The sequence below is a fragment of the Halorubrum aquaticum genome (assembly GCF_900113615.1).
Classification (GTDB): domain Archaea; phylum Halobacteriota; class Halobacteria; order Halobacteriales; family Haloferacaceae; genus Halorubrum; species Halorubrum aquaticum.
Genome location: NZ_FOPZ01000028.1, coordinates 1 through 18,659, shown reverse-complemented (window position 1 = coordinate 18,659; position 18,659 = coordinate 1). Strand labels below are relative to the sequence as shown.

The 18,659-nt window shown below is 68.5% G+C and carries 17 protein-coding genes, 1 tRNA gene, 1 rRNA gene and 2 pseudogenes; 7 read left to right on the top strand and 14 right to left on the bottom strand.

Annotated features, from left to right (window positions below):
• Together F3H10_RS15375 and F3H10_RS15370 are read right to left on the bottom strand one after the other, a co-directional pair.
• The coding region (locus F3H10_RS15375) for an SPFH domain-containing protein (protein WP_262488577.1) at nucleotides 1–437 on the bottom strand (437 nt) is incomplete at its 3' end.
• 578 nt (nucleotides 438–1,015) lie between these two features.
• Nucleotides 1,016–1,501 (bottom strand): AN1-type zinc finger domain-containing protein, encoded by a 486-nt coding sequence (locus F3H10_RS15370; protein ID WP_149785648.1) that lies wholly within the window; start codon nucleotides 1,499–1,501, stop codon nucleotides 1,016–1,018.
• A gap of 342 nt (nucleotides 1,502–1,843) precedes the next feature.
• Between F3H10_RS15370 and F3H10_RS15365 the strand changes: the two genes are divergently transcribed.
• A complete protein-coding gene (locus tag F3H10_RS15365) occupies nucleotides 1,844–3,145 on the top strand; it encodes an O-acetylhomoserine aminocarboxypropyltransferase/cysteine synthase family protein (RefSeq protein ID WP_149785647.1) in 1,302 nt (433 codons plus the stop codon).
• A gap of 6 nt (nucleotides 3,146–3,151) precedes the next feature.
• On the opposite strand, the gene F3H10_RS15360 is transcribed toward F3H10_RS15365, so the two are convergent.
• The 4 genes from F3H10_RS15360 to ligA form a co-directional block, all read right to left on the bottom strand.
• A complete protein-coding gene (locus F3H10_RS15360; protein ID WP_149785646.1) occupies nucleotides 3,152–4,339 on the bottom strand; it encodes a PQQ-dependent sugar dehydrogenase in 1,188 nt (395 codons plus the stop codon).
• Between the two features lie 94 nt (nucleotides 4,340–4,433).
• Nucleotides 4,434–5,249, bottom strand: coding sequence for an ABC transporter permease subunit (locus tag F3H10_RS15355; RefSeq protein ID WP_149785645.1), 816 nt, complete (start codon nucleotides 5,247–5,249; stop codon nucleotides 4,434–4,436).
• Nucleotides 5,246–6,199, bottom strand: a complete 954-nt coding sequence (locus F3H10_RS15350) for an ABC transporter ATP-binding protein (RefSeq protein WP_149785644.1) — start codon at nucleotides 6,197–6,199, stop codon at nucleotides 5,246–5,248. Before F3H10_RS15350 ends, F3H10_RS15355 begins: the two co-directional genes overlap by 4 nt.
• Nucleotides 6,200–6,272: 73 nt before the next feature.
• Nucleotides 6,273–8,432 carry an NAD-dependent DNA ligase LigA gene (ligA, locus tag F3H10_RS15345; protein WP_149785643.1) on the bottom strand — a complete coding sequence of 720 codons (2,160 nt, stop codon included), beginning with the start codon at nucleotides 8,430–8,432 and terminating at the stop codon, nucleotides 6,273–6,275.
• A gap of 199 nt (nucleotides 8,433–8,631) precedes the next feature.
• On the opposite strand from ligA, the gene F3H10_RS15340 reads away from it, so the two are divergent.
• Nucleotides 8,632–10,338: a YegP family protein gene (locus F3H10_RS15340; RefSeq protein WP_149785642.1), complete on the top strand. Its 1,707-nt coding sequence runs from the start codon at nucleotides 8,632–8,634 to the stop codon at nucleotides 10,336–10,338.
• 79 nt (nucleotides 10,339–10,417) lie between these two features.
• Nucleotides 10,418–11,383 (top strand): endonuclease/exonuclease/phosphatase family protein, encoded by a 966-nt coding sequence (locus tag F3H10_RS15335; protein ID WP_149785641.1) that lies wholly within the window; start codon nucleotides 10,418–10,420, stop codon nucleotides 11,381–11,383.
• A gap of 24 nt (nucleotides 11,384–11,407) precedes the next feature.
• On the opposite strand, the gene F3H10_RS15330 is transcribed toward F3H10_RS15335, so the two are convergent.
• From F3H10_RS15330 to F3H10_RS15320, 3 genes are all read right to left on the bottom strand, one after another.
• Entirely contained in the window at nucleotides 11,408–12,097 is a 690-nt protein-coding gene (locus tag F3H10_RS15330; protein WP_149785640.1) for a DUF1028 domain-containing protein, read from the bottom strand.
• 120 nt (nucleotides 12,098–12,217) lie between these two features.
• A complete protein-coding gene (locus tag F3H10_RS15325; RefSeq protein WP_149785639.1) occupies nucleotides 12,218–12,922 on the bottom strand; it encodes an alpha/beta hydrolase in 705 nt (234 codons plus the stop codon).
• Complete coding sequence (locus F3H10_RS15320; protein ID WP_149785638.1) at nucleotides 12,919–13,533, bottom strand: VOC family protein; 615 nt, start codon at nucleotides 13,531–13,533, stop codon at nucleotides 12,919–12,921. Before F3H10_RS15320 ends, F3H10_RS15325 begins: the two co-directional genes overlap by 4 nt.
• A 148-nt stretch (nucleotides 13,534–13,681) precedes the next feature.
• Here F3H10_RS15320 and F3H10_RS16175 point away from each other — a divergent pair, with 148 nt between their 5' ends.
• Nucleotides 13,682–13,840: a hypothetical protein gene (locus tag F3H10_RS16175; RefSeq protein WP_188127957.1), complete on the top strand. Its 159-nt coding sequence runs from the start codon at nucleotides 13,682–13,684 to the stop codon at nucleotides 13,838–13,840.
• Nucleotides 13,841–13,932: 92 nt separating this feature from the next.
• On the opposite strand, the gene F3H10_RS15315 is transcribed toward F3H10_RS16175, so the two are convergent.
• The 3 genes and pseudogenes from F3H10_RS15315 to F3H10_RS15305 form a co-directional block, all read right to left on the bottom strand.
• Nucleotides 13,933–14,139: a hypothetical protein gene (locus F3H10_RS15315; protein ID WP_149785637.1), complete on the bottom strand. Its 207-nt coding sequence runs from the start codon at nucleotides 14,137–14,139 to the stop codon at nucleotides 13,933–13,935.
• Between the two features lie 98 nt (nucleotides 14,140–14,237).
• Nucleotides 14,238–15,062: a hypothetical protein gene (locus F3H10_RS15310; protein WP_149785636.1), complete on the bottom strand. Its 825-nt coding sequence runs from the start codon at nucleotides 15,060–15,062 to the stop codon at nucleotides 14,238–14,240.
• Nucleotides 15,063–15,145: 83 nt separating this feature from the next.
• Nucleotides 15,146–15,409: pseudogene (locus F3H10_RS15305) on the bottom strand (sulfite exporter TauE/SafE family protein); the annotation flags it as partial.
• Nucleotides 15,410–15,578: 169 nt separating this feature from the next.
• Here F3H10_RS15305 and F3H10_RS15300 point away from each other — a divergent pair.
• The 3 genes and pseudogenes from F3H10_RS15300 to F3H10_RS15290 all read left to right on the top strand — a co-directional run bounded on the left by F3H10_RS15300 (nucleotide 15,579) and on the right by F3H10_RS15290 (nucleotide 18,054).
• Nucleotides 15,579–17,039: pseudogene (locus F3H10_RS15300) on the top strand (dihydrolipoyl dehydrogenase).
• A 26-nt stretch (nucleotides 17,040–17,065) separates the two neighbouring features.
• A complete protein-coding gene (locus F3H10_RS15295; protein ID WP_149785635.1) occupies nucleotides 17,066–17,602 on the top strand; it encodes a hypothetical protein in 537 nt (178 codons plus the stop codon).
• Between the two features lie 95 nt (nucleotides 17,603–17,697).
• A complete protein-coding gene (locus F3H10_RS15290) occupies nucleotides 17,698–18,054 on the top strand; it encodes a DsrE family protein (RefSeq protein WP_149785634.1) in 357 nt (118 codons plus the stop codon).
• Nucleotides 18,055–18,201: 147 nt separating this feature from the next.
• Here F3H10_RS15290 and F3H10_RS15285 read toward each other — a convergent pair.
• Nucleotides 18,202–18,277: transfer RNA gene (locus F3H10_RS15285), tRNA-Cys, on the bottom strand.
• Nucleotides 18,278–18,405: 128 nt separating this feature from the next.
• A 5S ribosomal RNA gene (gene rrf / locus F3H10_RS15280) occupies nucleotides 18,406–18,527 on the bottom strand.
• Nucleotides 18,528–18,659 lie beyond the last annotated feature (132 nt).

The window sequence follows — 18,659 nt, the reverse complement described above, 5'->3', positions numbered from 1 at the left end:
TCGACCTCGAGGAACGCCTTCTTGGCGTCCATCACCTTGATGTAGACGACCGCGTCCGCGGTCACCGGCGAGTTGTCCCGCGTGATCGCCTCCTGTTGAGGCACGTCCAGCGTCTGCGTCCGCATGTCGAACGCGTACGTCCGCGAGACGAACGGCGGGATCAGATGGACGCCCGGTTCGAGCAGCCTCCGGTACTCGCCGAACACCGTCAACGCCTCCTTGTCGTAGGCGTCGACCACCTCGACCGCGCTGGCGACGGTGACCAGCGCGAGCAGGACCGCCAGCACGCCCACCCCGAAGACGAGGCTCTGGCTCAGCGCCGCGAGCCCGACGACGAGCGCGAAGGCCAACGCCGTGTACTGCCAGACGGAGTCGGGGATCTGCCCCGTCAGGTCGCCGAGTTCTGGAGGGTCACTCCGCGGACCTTGTGTTCCCATACACGACGTTACGGTTCGACGACGTTAACAGTTCGCACGAAAGCGGTGCGGGAGCGCGAGCGGAGAGAGCGACTCGCGGGGATCGACATGAAACGTCGATCTGCGGAGCGGTCGGCGCGCCTCCGAGTGCCCCAACGGGGCACGAGGAGCCCGCGAGGGAGTCGGCAGACCGGAGTGAAGCGGAGGTCGGCCGACGAGGCTGGGGAGGTGTGAGGTGCGGTTGCGAGGCGGGGAGGGACTCAAAGGGGCAGCCACGAGGCGGGCGCAGACGACGTAAGCACCACAGCGAGTGAGCGAAGCGGACGAGCGAGGAGCGAAACGAGTGTGCGCCCGCCTCGTGGCTGGGGCTTTGGGTGGTGACGGGTCGATCCGGACGATCACAGTATCACACCGAACCGATATCTATCCGATAGCTGTTAAAAATCGCCTGCTGGATACAGAGAGTGAATTCGGCACAAATATCTCGTTTGTTTTCGTATTAGTATGATGTATAAAAGAGATATACAAACTGTTTATCGAGAGAGAAGCACGTATGTATGAAATAGGCATCATTTCAATTCTACTACTGGCAGACTGCCTCATCTGAACAGATCATATATTTTATTGAAAAGAGAAACCTCATCTGAAGACCTACTATCGTCTACCGTATCGTTTCTAGAACAGTCATGTTCATTAACTCCCTTACAGTTTGGGCAGATAGATTGACCACAGCCCTCACATTCAAGTATTCGGTCAGTACTACCGCCGCAGGTCGGACAATTTAAAACATTTGTCTCGGATTTGTCTTTGTTCTGATTTTTCCTGTTTTGGAAAGTAACATTCTCGGGTGGATTCATTCGGCTTGTTTCTTTATCCTGAACCCTTTCTCGTCGTTTCCGACCCGTTCCCCGCCGATCCCGTATTTGTGGCCCTTCTCCAGCAAAACTGGTTAAATTACCACTTGTTGTTTGAACCGGACACTCGTGGTTTTCCGGTAACCGATGGTTTCCACAGAGCGACTGCCCGCAATAGTTACATGAGAATGTATGCTCTACAGAGTCCCCGCAGAAATCACAGGAATCCATATCTCATATGTTAAAATTCTGCTAGTATAAAATAACCACGGGAGTGATTCTGAAGTGGTTGGCTGCTGTCGTGCGGTGTAATCTAACGTCTGTAGTCGATCCACTCCGTGGGTTTTCTGGCAATCAGTGGCACATTCGCGCTCTACGTTCAGCAGATGACTCGCTGAACCACTGGTTTCTGAGACGGTCGTGGCGATCGGTGGACGTTTACCTCGGAACGGACCATCCGGTCCCTAGCCACGAAACCGACACCGCGGGAACCGTTCCGTCCGCCATCCGAGCTACCGGTAGCATCCGTGACCGTCTATCGGCTTTAACCGGATCGCGCACGGAGGTGTCGACATGCCAAGCGACGAGGATCCCGACCACGAGTTCCGCACGCGAAGCGTTCACGCCGGATCCGCTCCGGACCCGACGACGGGCGCGCGCACGACCCCGATCTACCAGACGACCGCCTACGAGTTCGACGACGCCGACCACGCCGCGCGGCTGTTCGCGCTCGAGGAGGCGGGCAACGTCTACTCGCGGATCATGAACCCGACGAACGCGGCGTTGGAGGAGCGCATCGCCTCCCTCGAGAACGGGGTGGCCGCGGTCGCCACCAGTTCCGGGATGGCGGCGTTCGACCTCGCGAACTTCATGCTCGCGTCCGCGGGCGACAACGTCGTCTCCTCGTCGGCGCTGTACGGCGGCACCTACACCTACCTCACCCACTCCGTCGAGCGCCGCGGCGTCTCGACCCGGTTCGTCGACCCGCTCGACTACGAGGGGTACGCCGAGGCGATCGACGAGGACACCGCCTACGTCCACCTCGAGACGATCGGCAACCCGTCGCTCGTCACGCCCGACATCGAGCGAGTGGCCGAGATCGCCCACGAGCACGGCGTTCCGCTGTTCGTCGACAACACGTTCGCGACGCCCGCGCTCTGCCGGCCGCTCGACCACGGCGCGGATCTCGTCTGGGAGTCGACGACCAAGTGGCTCACCGGCAACGGGACCACCATCGGCGGCATCCTGGTCGACGGCGGCTCGTTCCCGTGGGCCGAGTACCCCGAGAAGTTCCCGGAGATCGCGAAGGACAACCCCGCCTACCACGGGATCAACTACGTCGACGCGTTCGGCGACGCGGCGTTCGCCTTCGCGGCGGTCACCCGCGGGCTCCGCGACCTGGGCAATCAACAGGCCCCCTTCGACGCGTGGAACACGCTCCAACAGACCGAGTCGCTCCCCTTGCGGATGGAGCGGCACTGCGAGAACGCCGGCGTCGTCGCGGAGTACCTCGAGGACCACGCGGACGTGGCGTGGGTGAACTACCCCGGCTTGGAGAGCCACGAGACCCACGAGGAGGCCAGCGAGTACCTCGATGGGGGCTACGGCGGCATGATCACGTTCGGGCTGGAGGACGGCTTCGAGGCCGCGAAGGCGACCGTCGAGAACACGGAGCTCGCCTCGCTGCTCGCGAACGTCGGCGACGCGAAGACCCTCGTCATCCACCCCGCCTCGACGACCCACCAGCAGTTGACGGAGGCGGAACAGGAGGCCGCCGGCGTCACCGGCGACATGGTTCGGCTCTCGGTCGGCATCGAGGACCCCGCGGACATCGTCGCGGACCTCGAGGCGGCGATCGAGGCCGCGACCGAATAACGCCGGTCACGCCGGCGTCAGCCGGACGACCGGCGCGTCGCCGGAGTCGATCGCCAGGTAGAGATGGCCGGTGTCGGGTTCCTCGACGACCGTCCGGATCCGCCAGTCCCGGTCGGCCAGCAGCCGCTCCTCGGCGGTCACCTCGTCGCCCTCGACGGTCAGCCGCCCGAGCGACCGCGAGGCGAGCCCGCCCACGAACAGGTCCCCCTCCCAGTCGGGAAACGCCCGTCCGGAACAGAACGTCATCCCGCCGGGCGGGAAGCCGCCGCTCCCGCAGGGCCACGAGTACGCCGGGGCGACCACGTCCTCGCGGTCGTCATGGGAGACGCCGATGGGGTCGCCCCCGCCGTAGGTACACCCCTCGTCGGCGACCGGCCAGCCGTAGTTGGCCCCCCGACTGATCACGTTGATCTCGTCGCCGTCCTGCTCGCCGTACTCGCTCTCCCAGATCGCTCCCGTCTCGGGGTGGACGGTCAGCCCCTGGGCGTTGCGGTGGCCGTAGCTGTAGATCGCGTCCCGCGCGTCCGGGTCCCCGAGGAAGGGGTTGTCGTCGGGGACCGAACCGTCCGGTTCGAGCCGGAGCGTCTTCCCGAGTTCGACGCCCAGGTCCTGGGCGACGTGGTCCGGTCCGAAGTCCTTGAACTGGCGGTCGCCGACGGTCACGTAGAGCCGGTCGTCGTCGCCGAAGACGACCCGCGACCCGTAGTGGCCCGTCGAGTCGACGAAGGGCTCGGCGGCGTGGAGGACCTCGAACCTCTCGAGACGGCCGTTCTCCCGGTCGAGCCGCCCGCGGCCGAGGTGGGTTGCCGTGTCGCCGTCCGCGTTCGACGCCGAGTACGTGAGGTACGCCCACGGCGAGTCCGGGAAGTCGGGATGGAGCGCGACGTCGAGGAGCCCGCCCTGCCCGCGGGCGTCGACCTCGGGCGTCCCGTCGACGGCCCGGACCTCGCCCGATTCGGGATCGACGAGGTCCAGCGCGCCCGCGCGCTCGGTGACGAGGAGGTCGCCGTCGGGGAGGAACTCGATCGCCCACGGGTTCGAGAACCCGGTCGCGACGGTCTCGACCGCGTACGCGGTCGAGTCCCCGTCGTCCCCGCTCGGATCGCCATCGCCGGCCCCGCCGCGTCCCGCACAGACGGCGAGCGTGCCGGTTCCGGCGAGACCGGCGAGCGAAAGGAATCGGCGTCGGTCCATTCGGATCGGATGGAGGGTGGTCCGGGACGGACATCAATGACGCGGTGACGCGGACGGAGGGGCGAGTTCCCCGACACGTCGCGCCCGGATCCGCCTAGAGGTCGTCGCGATCGAACTTCAACAGTCCCGCGAGCGGCGGCGCGAGCGTCCAGAAGACCAACATCGCGACGGCGGAGACCTGCTGGTTGACCGAGTCACCGGAGAACAGCTGGTCGCCCAGGAAGGCGTTGCCGAGGAGTTCGATCCCGCTCGTCGGGTTCGCGGCGTCGAGGAAGGTGCGGATCTGTGCCATGGAGACCGGAAGCGCCTCGATCGGACCGGAGAACGCGCCTATCACCCGGCCGGTGAACAGCCCCCACAACAGCACGAAGAGGGCGTAGACGCCGATGCCGGCGATGAGCGCGCGCTGGCGGGTCGCGACCGCCGCCGAGCAGCCGACCGAGATGGCGACGAACACGACCCCGAGCGCCGCCGCGAAGACGGTGTACCCGAGGAACGACCCGGCGTTGAACGTCACCGGGATGACGAGCAACACGAGCGCGGGCAGGAGGAAGCCGGCGAACGTCGCGAGCGCCATCGCCGCGCCCCGGCCGAGCACCTTCCCGAAGACGACGTCGGCCCGCGAGTGGGGCAGGGAGAGGAGCAGCTTCAGCGAGCCGGACTCGCGCTCGCCGCTCACCGCGTTGTAGCCGACGACGACGCCCACGAGCGGGACCAACCCGGTGACGAGCACCGGTCCGACGAACGCGCTCAAGAGGAGCTCCGTCGCGAACTGGTCGGCCTGTCCCTGGGGCCGAACGACGTACGCGAAGACCGCGACGAGAAGCGAGAACAGCGCGACGAGAAGCGCCATCCCCCGCGACCGGACGGTGTCCTGGAAGTCCTTGTTCGCGACCGCGAGCAGGCTCATCGGTCCACCTCCTCCGTGGCCGCGTCCGCCCGCCGAGTCGGCGTCTCCTCGCCCTCGGTGTACGCCAAGAAGAGGTCCTCCAACGACGCCTCCTCGGTGTGGAAGTCGTCGACGACGGCTCCGGCGTCCTCGGCCGCGGCGATGACCCGCGTCTTCACGCCGGGGTCACAGCTCACGAGGAGCGTGTCGCCGTCGCGGTCGACCCGCGACACCCCGTCGACCGCGCGGACCGCGTCGACGACCGCGTCGGTCGCGTCGTCGACGGCGACCTCCAGCGTCTCCCCGTCGCCGACGGCGTCGCGGAGGCCCTCGATGGAGTCCTCGGCGACGAGCTCGCCCGCCCGCAGGATGCCGACGCGGTCACAGACCGCCTCGACCTGCGCGAGCACGTGCGAGGAGAAGAAGACGGTCGTGCCGCGGTCGGCCTCCGCGGCGACGATCTCGCGCATGTCCTTCACGCCCGCGGGGTCGAGCCCGGAGGAGGGTTCGTCGAGGATCAGGAGGTCCGGTTCGCCGACGAGCGCCATCGCCAACGCGAGCCGCTGGCGCATCCCCTTCGAGTAGCCACCGGCCTTGCGGTCGGCGTCCCCGAGGAGTCCGACCCGCTCGAGGACGGGCTCGGGCTCGACGTCGACCTCCTTCGACTCGATCGCGAACTCGACGTGTTTCCGCCCGGAGAGCCGTTCGTACACCGAGAACCCGTCGGGGAGGACGCCGGTCCGTTCGCGGATCTCGACGCTCTCGGCGGTGGCGTCGCGGCCGAGCACCGTCACCGTCCCCTCGGTCGGTCGAACCAGGTCGAGCACCATGTCGATGGTCGTCGACTTGCCGGCCCCGTTGGGGCCGAGGAAGCCGTACACCTCGCCCTCCTCGACCGTGAGGTCGAGGTCACGCACGGCCGTGACGCCCGGGAACTCCTTCGTCACGCCGCGCAGCTCGATGGCGGTCATACCCCTCCGTTTCCGCGGCATTTGATAAAGGGTTGCGGCTCGCTGCGATGCCGAGGTCGAACGACCCGCGCCGCTACGCCTCGTCCTCCGGCGGCCAATCGATCCCGTGGTCGGCCAGCAGGTCGGCGAAGTCGGCCTCCTCGAGGACGGGCACGTCCTCGGCGTCGGCGTCCGCGCGCTTCGACCGGCCGGGGCTCTCGCCGACGACGAGGTAGTCCGTGTTGCCCGAGACGCTCGAGGTCGCGTTCGCGCCGTGGGCCTCGACGAGCGCCTGCGCCTCGTCTCGAGTGGTCGACAGCGACCCGGTGAAGACGAACGTCATCCCCTCGAGGGACGCGTCATCGCCGGCGGCGTCGGGGGTCTCGACGGGTCGCGGCTCCACCCCGCGCTCGCGGAGCGCCTCGATCGCCTCTCGGTTCTCCTCGGCGTCGAAGAAGTCCCGGATCGACGCCGCGACCGCCGGCCCCACGTCGTCGACCTCGCGGAGCGCCGCCTCGTCCGCCGCGAGCAGGGCGTCGAGGTCGCCGAAGGCCCGCGCCAGCGCGTCGGCCGTGGTCGGTCCCACGTCGGGGATCCCGAGCCCGGCGAGGAACCGGTCGAGCGGCGGCTCCCGGGTCGCCTCAAGCGCGCCGACCAGGTTCCGGGCGCTCGTCTCGCCCCACCCCTCCAGTTCGGCGAGGTCGGCGACCGTGAGGTCGTACAGGTCCGGCAGCGACTCGACGAGCCCCGCCTCCCGCAACTGCTCGACGCGTTCGGGCCCGAGCCCCTCGACGTCGAGCGCGTCGCGTCGTGCCCAGTGTTCGACCGCGCGATCCAACTGGGCCGGACAGCCGAGGCCACCGGTACAGAAGGCGAGCGGCCCCTCCCGCTCGACCGGCGCGCCACAGATCGGACACCTCTCGGGAAACGCGTAGGTCCCCGAAGAGCGCTTCTCGACGACTTCTGGCACGTACGGGATCACGTCGCCGGCGCGGTAGATCCGCACCCGGTCGCCGACGTTCACGCCGAGCGCCTCGATCTCGGCGGGGTTGTGGAGCGTCGCTCGCGAGACGGTGACGCCGTCGACGTCGACCGGGTCGAGCTCGGCGACGGGGGTGAGCCGGCCCGTGCGACCGACCTGGACGGTCACGTCCTCGACCGTCGTCGTCGCGGTCCGGGGCGGGAACTTGTAGGCGAACGCCCAGCGAGGGGCCCGCGACGTCGACCCGAGCGCGTCGCGGGCGTCGTGCTCGTCGACCGTGATCACGACGCCGTCGATCCCGTAGTTCAGGCCGTCGCGGTCCTCGCCGAGCCGGTCACGGAAGTCGATCGCGGCGTCGACGTCGTCGACCCGCTCGACGCGATCGGTCCGCCGGAGCCCGAAGTCGTCGAACGCCAGCAGGTCGCCCCGGTGGGTGTCGGGTCGGTCAGGAGCGTCCTCGCCGCCGTCCGCCCCCGCGGTCTCCCACCCCAACACGTCGAAGAAGAAGACGTCGAGCGGCCGCTCGGCGACGACGGCGGGATCGAGTTGACGGAGCGTCCCGGCGGCCGCGTTCCGCGGGTTCGCGAACGGCTCCTCGCCGCGCTCGATCAGTTCCTCGTTGTACGCCTCGAACGCGTCGCGGGGCATGTACACCTCGCCGCGGACCGCGAGCCGGCTCGGCGGGGTACCCCGGAGCTTCCCGGGGACCGACCGGACCGTCCGGACCTGCTCGGTCACGTCGTCGCCCGCGACCCCGTCGCCGCGGGTCGCGGCACGGGCGTACTCGCCGTCCTCGTAGACCACCTCGACGGAGAGCCCGTCGAACTTCGGTTCACAGACGTATCGGAGGTCGCTCGGGTCGAATCCCGCCTCGCGGAGTCCGGAACGGACGCGCTCGTCGAACTCGCGGACGGCGTCCGCCTCCTTCGCGCTGTCGATGGAGCGCATCGGCGCGACGTGCTCGACGGTGGCCAGTTCGTCGAGCGGCTCGCCGCCGACCCGTCGGGTGGGCGACCGCTCGGCGTCGAGCTCGAAGGCCGCCTCGAGCGCCCGAAGCCGGTCGAACAGCCGGTCGTACGTCGCGTCGGCGACGAGCGGATCGGCTTCGACGTAGTAGCGGTGGTCGTGCTCGCGGATCGCCGACCGGAGGAGTTCGGCCTGCCGCTCGGCCGCCTCGGTCGACAGCTCGTCGACCGGCTCGAACTCCGTCGGCGGGTCCTCGACGTAGGGGTTCTCCTCCGGGTCCGCGTGCCGCGTCGACGAGCGCGTCATCGGGTCGTCGTAGGAGCGGTATCCTTTAAAAAAGACCGGCGTCGAAGCGGCGAAACTCCGGTCGGGGAGACGGCGTCGGGTCGGGCCGGTCGATCCCGGAAGCGGGACCCGACGTGGACGGTATTAGCCCAGGAATAGGATCCAGGAGGGATGATATCGATCCACATATATAACTTGCTGGACGTGAATTCTCCCGGACATGGCAAAGGACATACCGGACGGACCGTTTTCGAACCTGTACGAGAACCGCATCGGGACCCCGACGACCGACGACGAGGTGCGGGGGTACTGGCTGTTCTCGTTCGGCGTGCTCTTGGGCGTCCTCGGCGTCCTCGTCTTCGCGGTCACCGCTCCACGGTCGACCGCGCGGGCGGTGGGGTACGCGCTCGTCGCGCTCTCCCCGCCGGTCGTCATGCTCGGCGCGATCGTGCGGTTCCCGCTCCGACGGTCGGCGACGACGCTCGGGGCGCTCGGCGGGCTGTTGACGCTCGCCGCGGTCGCGTACTTCTTCGTCGTCTTCCCCGACGGCTGGTCGCGTGCGACCGGGAACGGGACCGTCAACGCGCTGTACGCGGCGGGCATCGTCGTGATCGGCCTGGCGGGAACGATCGTGCCGCTGGTGACCGACCCCGTCCGCGAGGACTACAAGCGGATGCAAAAGGAGACGGCCGCCACCGCGGCCGAGAGCGAGGAGACCGAGGGCGAACTCGACGCGACCCGAGAGGAGCTCGAGGCGACCCGAGAGGAGCTCGCGGCCGCGGAGACGCGGATCGACGAGCTCGTAGCCGAGACCGAGGAGCGCGAGGCCGAAGCCGAGACCGCACGGGCCGAGACGGCCGCGCTCCGCGAGAGCAAGGCCCGGTTCGAGCTGTTCGAGGACGCGGGCGGCAAGCCGCGCTGGCGGCTCCGCCACCGCAACGGCAACGTGATCGCGACCGCGGGACAGGGATACAGCAGCCGCGGAAAGGCCCAGAAGGGGCTCCACAGCGTCAGGCGGAACGCGCTGGGTGCCGGGCTGTTGCGGATCGAGACGCCGGTCGAGGAGGCCGACGCGATCGCCGACGACGACGGCCCCGAGCCCGCGGACGCCGACGAGCCGGACGTGGCCGTCCCGAGCGACGACGAGTCGATCGAGAGCCGGGCGACCTTCGAGCTGTTCGAGGACGACGCCGGCGAGTGGCGCTGGCGGCTCCGCCACGACAACGGCAACACCATCGGCGACTCCGGCGAGGGCTACGCCTCGAAGTCCAACGCGAAGCGCGCGCTCTCGCGGGTCCGGGAGCACGTCGCCGCCGCCGACTACCTCCGAGTCGATCCCGCCGCGTTCGAGGTGTACAGGGACAGGGCCGGGAAGTGGCGCTGGCGGCTGATCCACGAGAACGGCAACGTCCTCGCCGACTCCGGACAGGGGTACAGCAGCCGGTCGAAGGCCCGACAGGGACTCGAGAGCGTCCGGTCGAACGTCACGGCGGCCGACCTCGAGGACCTCGACGCTGAGTCGGGGGACGGAGGAGGCGACGACGCGACCGGGTCCCGCGACGGCGGGGCGAAAGCGACCGTCGAGCTGTACGAGGACAACGCCGGGGAGTTCCGCTGGCGGCTCCGCCACCGCAACGGCAACGTGATCGCCGACTCCGGCGAGGGATACGCCTCGAAGGGCGGAGCGAGGGACGCGATCGGGCGCCTCCGGGAGTACGCCCCCGACGCCGACGTGTTGGAGGTCGGAAGCGCCGCCTTCGAGATCTACGAGGACGCCGCCGCGGAGTGGCGCTGGCGGCTCCGCCATCGCAACGGCAACGTGGTCGCCGACTCCGGCGAGGGCTACGCGTCCCGGTCGAACGCGGTCGAGGCCGTCACGGGCGTGAAGCGGAACGCCCCCGGTGCCGAGGAGGAGACCGTCGAGTGAGCCGGAGGCGTCGCCCGATCCGTCGGGCCGTTCGCGCGCGCCGCACGGTTTACGTCGGTTCGCTCACGAGAGGTCGACGATGAGCCGGATCCGGGTCCTGAGCTACAACGTCCGCTACGACAACCGACACGACGGTCACGACGCCTGGCACGCCCGCAGGGACGGGGTCGCCTCCGTGGTTCGGTTTCACCGTCCAGACGTGGTCGCGTTTCAGGAACCGCTGCCCGGCCAGCGGGCGGACCTCCGTGAACGGCTCCCCGAGTACGACCTGCTCGGGCGCGGGCGAAAGCGCGACGACGACGGCGAGGGGTGTCCGATCGGCGTGCGTACCGACCGCTGGCGGGTCGTCGAGAACGGGACGTTCTGGCTCTCGGAGACGCCGACGGAACCCTCGACCGACTGGGACGCCGCACACCCGCGGATCGCCACCTGGGTCCGGATCCGACCGCGGGAGCGGGTCGACGGGCCGACCGCACCCGCCGACTCGTCGTTGCTCGTCGTCAACACGCACTTCGATCACGTGAGCGCGCGCGCACGCCGCGAGTCCGCCCGGCTGCTCCGCGAGCGGATCCCCGAACTCGCCGCGGCGAGCGGTGCGGGGCGAAGCGGGGACCCGGTCGACGACTCGGCCGGCGATTCGATCGACGGGGCCGAGCGGGTCCCGCGAGTGCTCGTCGGCGATTTCAACTGTACCCCCGGCTCGGACCCACACCGGATCCTGACCGGAAAGCGCCCGGAAGCGGCCGACGGGCCCGACGGCGGGGCGAACGGCGATCCCGACGACGGGGAAATCGGGGCGACCGTCGGCGGGTCGACCGTCGATACCGAGAACGCCCTCCGGGACGCGGCCGCGACCGCCGACGTGCGACACGGGCCGCGGACGAGCCTCACCGACTTCTCGCGGCTGATCGACGGCCGACGGATCGACCACGTGCTCGTCTCGCCGGACGTCGACGCGGAGGCGTTCGCGACGCTCGCGGACCGCGACGACCGGGGACGGTACCCCTCCGATCACCTGCCGGTGTTCGCACGATTACGGCTGTGACGCGGTAGTGCGGCGTCGCTGCCTTCACTCGTCGTCGTCCGCGTACCGCGCCAGCGCGTCCTCGTAGCCACGGACCGCGGTCTCGAACGTCTCCCGGAGGTCGGCGATCGGCGTCTCGGTGGCGTCGACGCGGAGGTCGTCGTAGGAGGGCCCGGTCCGATCCCCTTCCTCCGTGGTCTCCACCCGAACCGCCGCCGACTGGACGGGGAGGTCCTCCCGTTTGTCGCCGCCGGCCGCCTGGCCCGCCGCGAGCGCGTCGATCAGGCGCTCGACGAGCGGGGACTCCCCGTGTGCGGCGGACTCGTAGGCGGCCGCGGTCTCCTCGATCACTGCCGACCCGACGAGGAGGTTGCCGGCGACCGTGTAGTTCTGCCCGACGCGGTGCCCGTACCACTCCCCGCACTCGTCCCCGGAGAAGGCGAACGTCCCGTCGGCGTCGACGCCGTGGAGCTGCCGCCGCTCGCGACCCTCGTCGGCCGACAACAGCGCGTCGAGCGCGTCCTCGACCGCGAGCCCGTCCGCGAGGTACGCGAGCCCCTTGCGGCCGAGGTCGACGTTGGTGTGTGACTGCGTCGCCACCGCGCCGTCCTCCGAGACGAACGGACACAGCGCGCCGACGCCCGGCAGCCGGGTCGTGACCGCCACGCCGAACCGTATCTGCCCGTCGCCCGACCCGTCGGTGTACCGCTCGCGAACGCAGATGCTGAAGGTCACGTCCCGTGATCGGGCCCGCCGGCAAGAAAAGGTGCGGGAGCGGTGTGGTCCGGTGAGGGCGGTTCGGTTCGGCCCGGTGAGGGCGGTTCGGCCCGGACGGCGGTTCGGTCCGACCGACGACTACGCCAGGGCCGCGACCATCTCCGAGACGCGCTCGGTCTCGTCGGCGTTGATCCCGTGGCCCATGCCCTCGTAGATCCGGGTCTCGACGTCGCCGCCGAGCGCCTCCAGCACCTCGGCGGTCTCGTGGACGCGCTCCTCGGGGATGTGCGGGTCGACGTCGCTACAGCCGAGGAAGGCCGGCGTTCCCGCGAGGGCGTCCTCGGGAGTCGCGTCGCCGCCTTCGGCGACCGCGTCGGCGACGTAGTCGTCGACGTCGATCGACTCGCCGATCAGCCCGCCGCTCAGGGCGGCGAGGCCGCCGTACTCGCGGGGGTTCCGCGCGACGAACTCGCTCGCGAGACACGCCCCCTGTGAGAACCCGGCCACGAGGACGCGACCCGCGTCGATCCCGGCGTCCGTCGCCCTCTCGACGGCGTCGCCGACCGCCCGGAGCCCCGAGGTTCGTCCGGGCTCGTTGTCGTCGACTGACGCGAGAAACGAGTTCGGGTACCAGGTGTTCGCGGCCGCCTGCGGTGCCAGGAGCGCGACGTTCCCGTCCGGCGGCGACACCTCCTCGCCGAACCCGACGATGCTCCGGGCGGTCGCGCCCCGACCGTGGACGAGGACGACCGCGGCGTCGGCTTCCGCCACGGGCGTGCCGGCCGCGACCGGTTCCTCGTCGCCGTGAGGGTCGTCGCCGGCGTGGGGGGTTCCGCGGCTCATACGCCCACGCCCGAGTCCGCCTCGGGCAGGTCGTACTTGTTCACCGGGAGGCCGAGCTCCTCTAAGGCCGCCTCCATGTGGCGGTCCTGTGCGAAGTCCGCGCCGTCCTCCTCGCGGAGCCGCTGGGCGGTCGCGAGCACCTCTCCCTTGCGGTCGTCGGGGATCTCGTACTTGTCCGAGGAGAGCTCGATCACGAGCCCGTTGTTGTCCTGGGTGTAGATCGAGTGGAAGATACCGCGGTCGAAGACGTTGTACCCCTTGCCGGCGTCCTCGAGCGCGCGCATTATCTCCTCGTACTCGTCGGGGTCGACGCTGAAACAGAGGTGGTGGACCGCGCCGGTTCCCGGGCGCTGGCCGCGCGCGGAGGGCCGGTCGTCGCTCACGAAGAAGGTGAGGATCCGGCCGTCGCCGGTGTCGAAGAAGAGGTGCGTCTGTGAGGGGTCATCGAGGTTCGGCTGGCGCAAGACGAGCGGCATGCCGAGCAGGTCGCGGTAGAACGCGATCGTGTCCGCCTCGTTGCTCCCCCAGACCGTGACGTGGTCGGTTCCGGTCGTGTGAAACGGCGCGTCGGGTCGCTCCGGCGTCACCGGAGCCTCGTTTTCGTCTGCCATACCCGTCCTTGGGGACCCATCGGAATAAAGCCGGGAGAGACTGAACGGTGATCGGCTGACGTGGGTGTTATCGGGGACGGGTTGGCCGGCCGACCTCGGAGTCGCGCGGAATGGACGGAGTTTAACGTCGCGGCGAGGAGGAGACGACATGGAGATCCTGTTACACACCGGTCACGAGCATCCCGAACTGCTGTGGATAGCCGTCTCGGCCGTCGCCTCCTTCGTCCTCGGCGTCGGCGTGGGCGCGTACGGACTCGGCGTCGATTCCGCCGACGAGGCGAGCGACGCGAGCCCCAAACGGGAGTAGCACGGGCCGGTCCGATCGGACGGTCCGGTCGGGCACGATCACGGTCGACGCGGCCACGGTCGAACGACCGTTTCACCGCTTCCACACGCGTTTCACCGCTTCCACACGTCGGGAGCGACGCCGACGGCGCGAACGAACGACGGATAGCCGACGGCGACGAGCAGGACGAGGAGCAGCGACGCCCACAGCGGGACGCCGTCGACGACGCGCTCCGCGACGGCGAGGACGGCCAGCATCGCGACGAACATGACGCCCCAATGGGGCGCGAGCTGCCGCACCGTCTCGGCGAGGGAGTTCATGGTACCGCTATCGGTTCCGGGCGCTAGTGGATGTCGGTCCGTCGGAAACGACGCGAACGGGGAGGGGTGAAAAAACGCGAGGAGCGACCGATCGGGGTTCAGTACCGCGAGGGCATGAACGCCATCGCGAGGAACAGCCCCGACGACAGCAGGCTGATGATCATCACGCGCCACAGCCCGTCGCTGTTCGTCTCGTGGCGATCGATCGCCGCGTTCTGCGCCTCGAACGACTCGAAGTCGGTCGAGAGCGTCAGGGTGGACGTATCCGAGAAGTGTGCGACGAACTCCGTCTCGCCGATCGTCACCCGCGAGTTCTGGACGATCTCCGTCGAGACCGTCTCCGTCTCCATCCAGACGACCACGGCCGCGTCGCTCGAGACCGAGTCGACGGTCACCGTCCGGTCGTCGTACTGGATCTCGTCGTCGACCGCGTACGAACGTTCCTCGGGGGCCGGGAAGTACTCGTCCGGCGTGACGAGCCGCGACTCGCCGTTCTCGGTCACGACGACGTACTCCTCGCCGTCACGCTCGATCGTCTCGTTGTCGGCGTTCGAGTCGTTCTCGAGGATCGCCGTTCGGTCGAGCACCTCGACGAGCGTGAACGAGTCGGGGTCCTCACCCGAGATCCGGACGGTCCACTCCCCGCCGTCGAGTTGGACCGTCGAGCCGTTCGACCACGACTCCGACCGTTCCGTGGTCCGGTTTCGCTCGGCCTGTCCGACGATCTCGCCGTCGTCGTTCTCGCTCGCTCCCGTGAACGTGTACTCCTCTCCGTTCACCTCGAACGTATCACCCGACGACAGGTCGTGGTCCGGGTTCTCGAAGGATATCCCGGGCGTCTGGGCCGTCGTGACGAGCACACCGGTCGCGCTCCCGACGAGCAAGAAGAACGCGACGTATACGGCTACAGCGCGTCGTTGCATGGTTCGAGTGTGGGTCACCCGATGTATAACGGTTACTAACGAGCAGCGATCCGCCGGATCCCGAGGGGGATCTACTGCCGAACGACGAGCGCGGAGACGAGAAGCGGGACGAACCGCCTCCCGCACGTCCGAAGGTCCTCGCCGGAGAGGTCGCCGACGAGGGCGACGTTCACCGCGAACATCGGGAGGATCATGAACGCGACCGCGGTCGCGGGATCGAGCGTCGTCGCGAGCACGGTCGTCCCCACGACCGCGAACCCGAACCCCGCGACCCCGTTCACCGCGCCCGCGAGCACGACGACGAGGGCGACGATCGCGAGCAGATCGGTCGAGAGCACCGGAGTCATGCCGTCGAAACGCGTCGGCGAACGATAAAACGAGGTCGACCGTGTGTCGGCGGAACACGCCCAAGACGAGTAGCATCTTCGAACGCCCGACACGCGCCACGCGCCCGGTCGTGCGTATGCGCGCCAGCACGGACGGAACTTGATGACGGTGGGGAGCGTCAGTCCGGACATGCAGGAGTTCGACTTCCTCGTGATCGGATCGGGATCGGGACTCGACGTCGCGAACGCGATGGCCGGCCGGGGGAACTCGGTCGCGATCGTCGAGGAGGGACCGCTGGGCGGGACGTGTCTCAATCGGGGGTGCATCCCCTCGAAGAAACTGTTGTATCACGCCGAGGTGATGGAGACGATCGAGCGCGCGGACGAGTTCGGCATCGACGCCGAGGTGACCGGCGTCGACTTCGACGACATCGTCCGGAAAGTCAACGAGGACGTGTCGGGGAGCTCGGAGTCGATCCGATGAGGACTCCGCTCGTCCGACCGCCACGACCTGTTCGAAGGGACCGGCGAGTTCGTCGACGATCGCACGGTGGAGGTCGTCGCCGGCGCGGACGAGGGAGCGACCCTCCGGGCCGACACCGTCCTCGTCGCGACCGGGACCCGCCCCTCGATCCCGCCGATCGACGGGATCGACGACGTCGAGTACCTCACCAGCACCGAGGCGCTCGAACTGGAGACGCCGCCGGACCGCCTCGTGATCGTCGGCGGCGGATACATCGCGGCCGAGCTCGGCCACTTCTTCGGGACGTTCGGCAGCGACGTGCGGATCGTCGGCCGGCGCGAGCACCTCCTCCCCGAGGCCGACCGGGAGGTCGGTGAGGCGTTCACGGACCGATACGCCGAGCGGTTCGACGTGTACGCCGGATACGAGGCCGTCGCGGCCGCGGAGCACGACGGCGAGGTCACCGTCGAGGCGCGACCGTATCCCGAGGCCGAGTCGGTCCGGGCGGACGGCGAGCCGGTCGGTTCCCCCGAGGACGCGGACGGGGTGAGCGTCACGGGCGACGCGCTACTCGTCGCGGCCGGCCGCCGTCCGAACACCGACCGACTGAACCTCGAGGCGACCGGCGTCGAGACCGACGCGGCCGGCTTCATCGAGACCGACGAGTACCTCCGGACGAGCGCGGAGGGCGTCTGGGCGCTCGGCGACGTGGTCGGGGAGTACCTGCTGAAACACAGCGCGAACCACGAGGCGAAAGCCGTGACCCGGAACCTGCTCGGCGACGACCTCGAGCCGGTCGATTACACGGGGATGCCGTTCGCCGTGTTCGCCTCCCCCGAGGTCGCGGGAGTCGGGGCGACCGAGGCGGAACTCCGCGAGGCGGACGCCGAGTACGCCACCCGAACCTACGCGTACGACGACACCGCCCGGGGGAGCGCGATGCATGCGGACGGCTTCGTGAAGGTCCTCATCGATCTGGACGGCGGCATCGAGGGATGTCACATCGTGGGCCCGGAAGCCTCGAACCTGATCGAGGAGGTGGTCGTCGCGATGACCGCGGGGTCCGGGACGGTCCGGGACGTCCGCGAGGCGGTCCACGTCCACCCCGCGCTCTCCGAGGTCGTCGACCGGGCGTTCTCCGGCCAGTTCTCGCGAGGTGGCGGAGACGGTCACCACCATCACGGCTGATGGAAGACCCTACACGAACCGAGAGCATGGATCGACCGCCGACCCCCTCTCGACGTCAGCTACTGGCGGGACACGCAGGCGGTCTCACGCTCGCCTTCCTCGCCGGCTGTGTCGATCGCGATCCAACGGATCCCGGCGTCGGCGGTTCGGGTTCTCCGGAAGGAAACGGGTCTGAGCCACCCGAAAGCGAGGAATTGGACCTCCGAGAGGCGAACGTCGTCGACGTCGCGTTCGAGACGGCAGCCGACGGCTACGCGTTCGACGTGACCCTCCACCACGACGACGAGGGCGAGGACGGCTACGCGAACTGGTGGCAGATCGAGCGCATCGACGGGACGCGCCTCGGTCGTCGAGACCTCCTCCACGCACACACTCAGCAGCCGTTCACGCGGTCCGAGACCGTCTCGATACCGGACGACGCGGGCTGCGTCGTCGTTCGAGGACACGACCAAACCCACGGGTACGGGGGCCTAGCCGCCCTGGTCGAACTCGATTCGGGAGCGAGACGGTTCGTCGATCAGGGACCGGAGCCCCGTTCCTTCGGCGAAGACGACTGCCCGTGAGCACTGTCGTGTGTGACGTTCACACGGATCGAGTCGGCGTCGACGACACATAGCCGCGGACGCGTTTAGTACGAGCGCGGGCTACGACGGGTACGATGACGAAAGCAGCGATAGTGATCCTCGCCGGCAACGAATCGCACGCCGACTACGGCCGCCTCGCGAACGCGTTGGAGGCCGCAAAGGAGTTCGCCGAGACCGACGGCGACGAACTCGAACTGATCTTCGACGGCGCGGGTACCCAGTGGATCCCCGAACTCGAGGACGAGGAAAGCGACTATCACGAGCTGTATCAGGCGGTACGCGACGACGCAGCCGTCTGTGACTTCTGTTCGGGCGCGTTCGGCGTCGACGAGGCGGTCGCCGACTCCGGTCTGGTCACCCTCGACGAGTACGACGGCCACCCGAGCATCCGCTCGCTCGTCGACGACGACTACGAGATCATCACCTTCTAACCGAAGACGAGGTCGGGACGCGGTCACGCTGCCTCGATTCGAACCGAACGGACGATCCGTTCCCCTTCGTGAAACGCCATCGTGACAGGGACGGCTTCGGGGTGAGCCGACGGCTGTCCGTGTCGGTTCTAAATCGAGAGTTGAGAGAGCCAAGGGCCGGATTTGAACCGGCGTTGGGCGGCTCTGCAGGCCGCTGCGTCTGACCAGACTCTGCCACCTTGGCGCTATCGAACGTACCGCAGTCGAGCGTTTAAGCCTAGCGGTCGGAAAGCGTCACGGCTCGCGATATAGAGACGAAAAGCCCACGGACGCGGTGTCCGTGGGCTTGGACGGGAATGATCCCGATGAATGGTGAGGCGGCGTGCCGCGGTTCCCAGAGGATCGCTCACTCCAGTACTTCCCGGTACGCGGGTGGGCTTAACTTCCGTGTTCGGAATGGGTACGGGTGTGCCCCCACCGCTCTGGCCGCCTTCATGCCGACTCCCGGACTCGAACCGGAACTCTCCATGACGGAGAGACGCCTGTCTCGGTAATGACTACCGTGTATACGTGCGATCCAGCTACCGCCTGAACTCATGCGAGTGTGGAATATCTAGTGACCATAT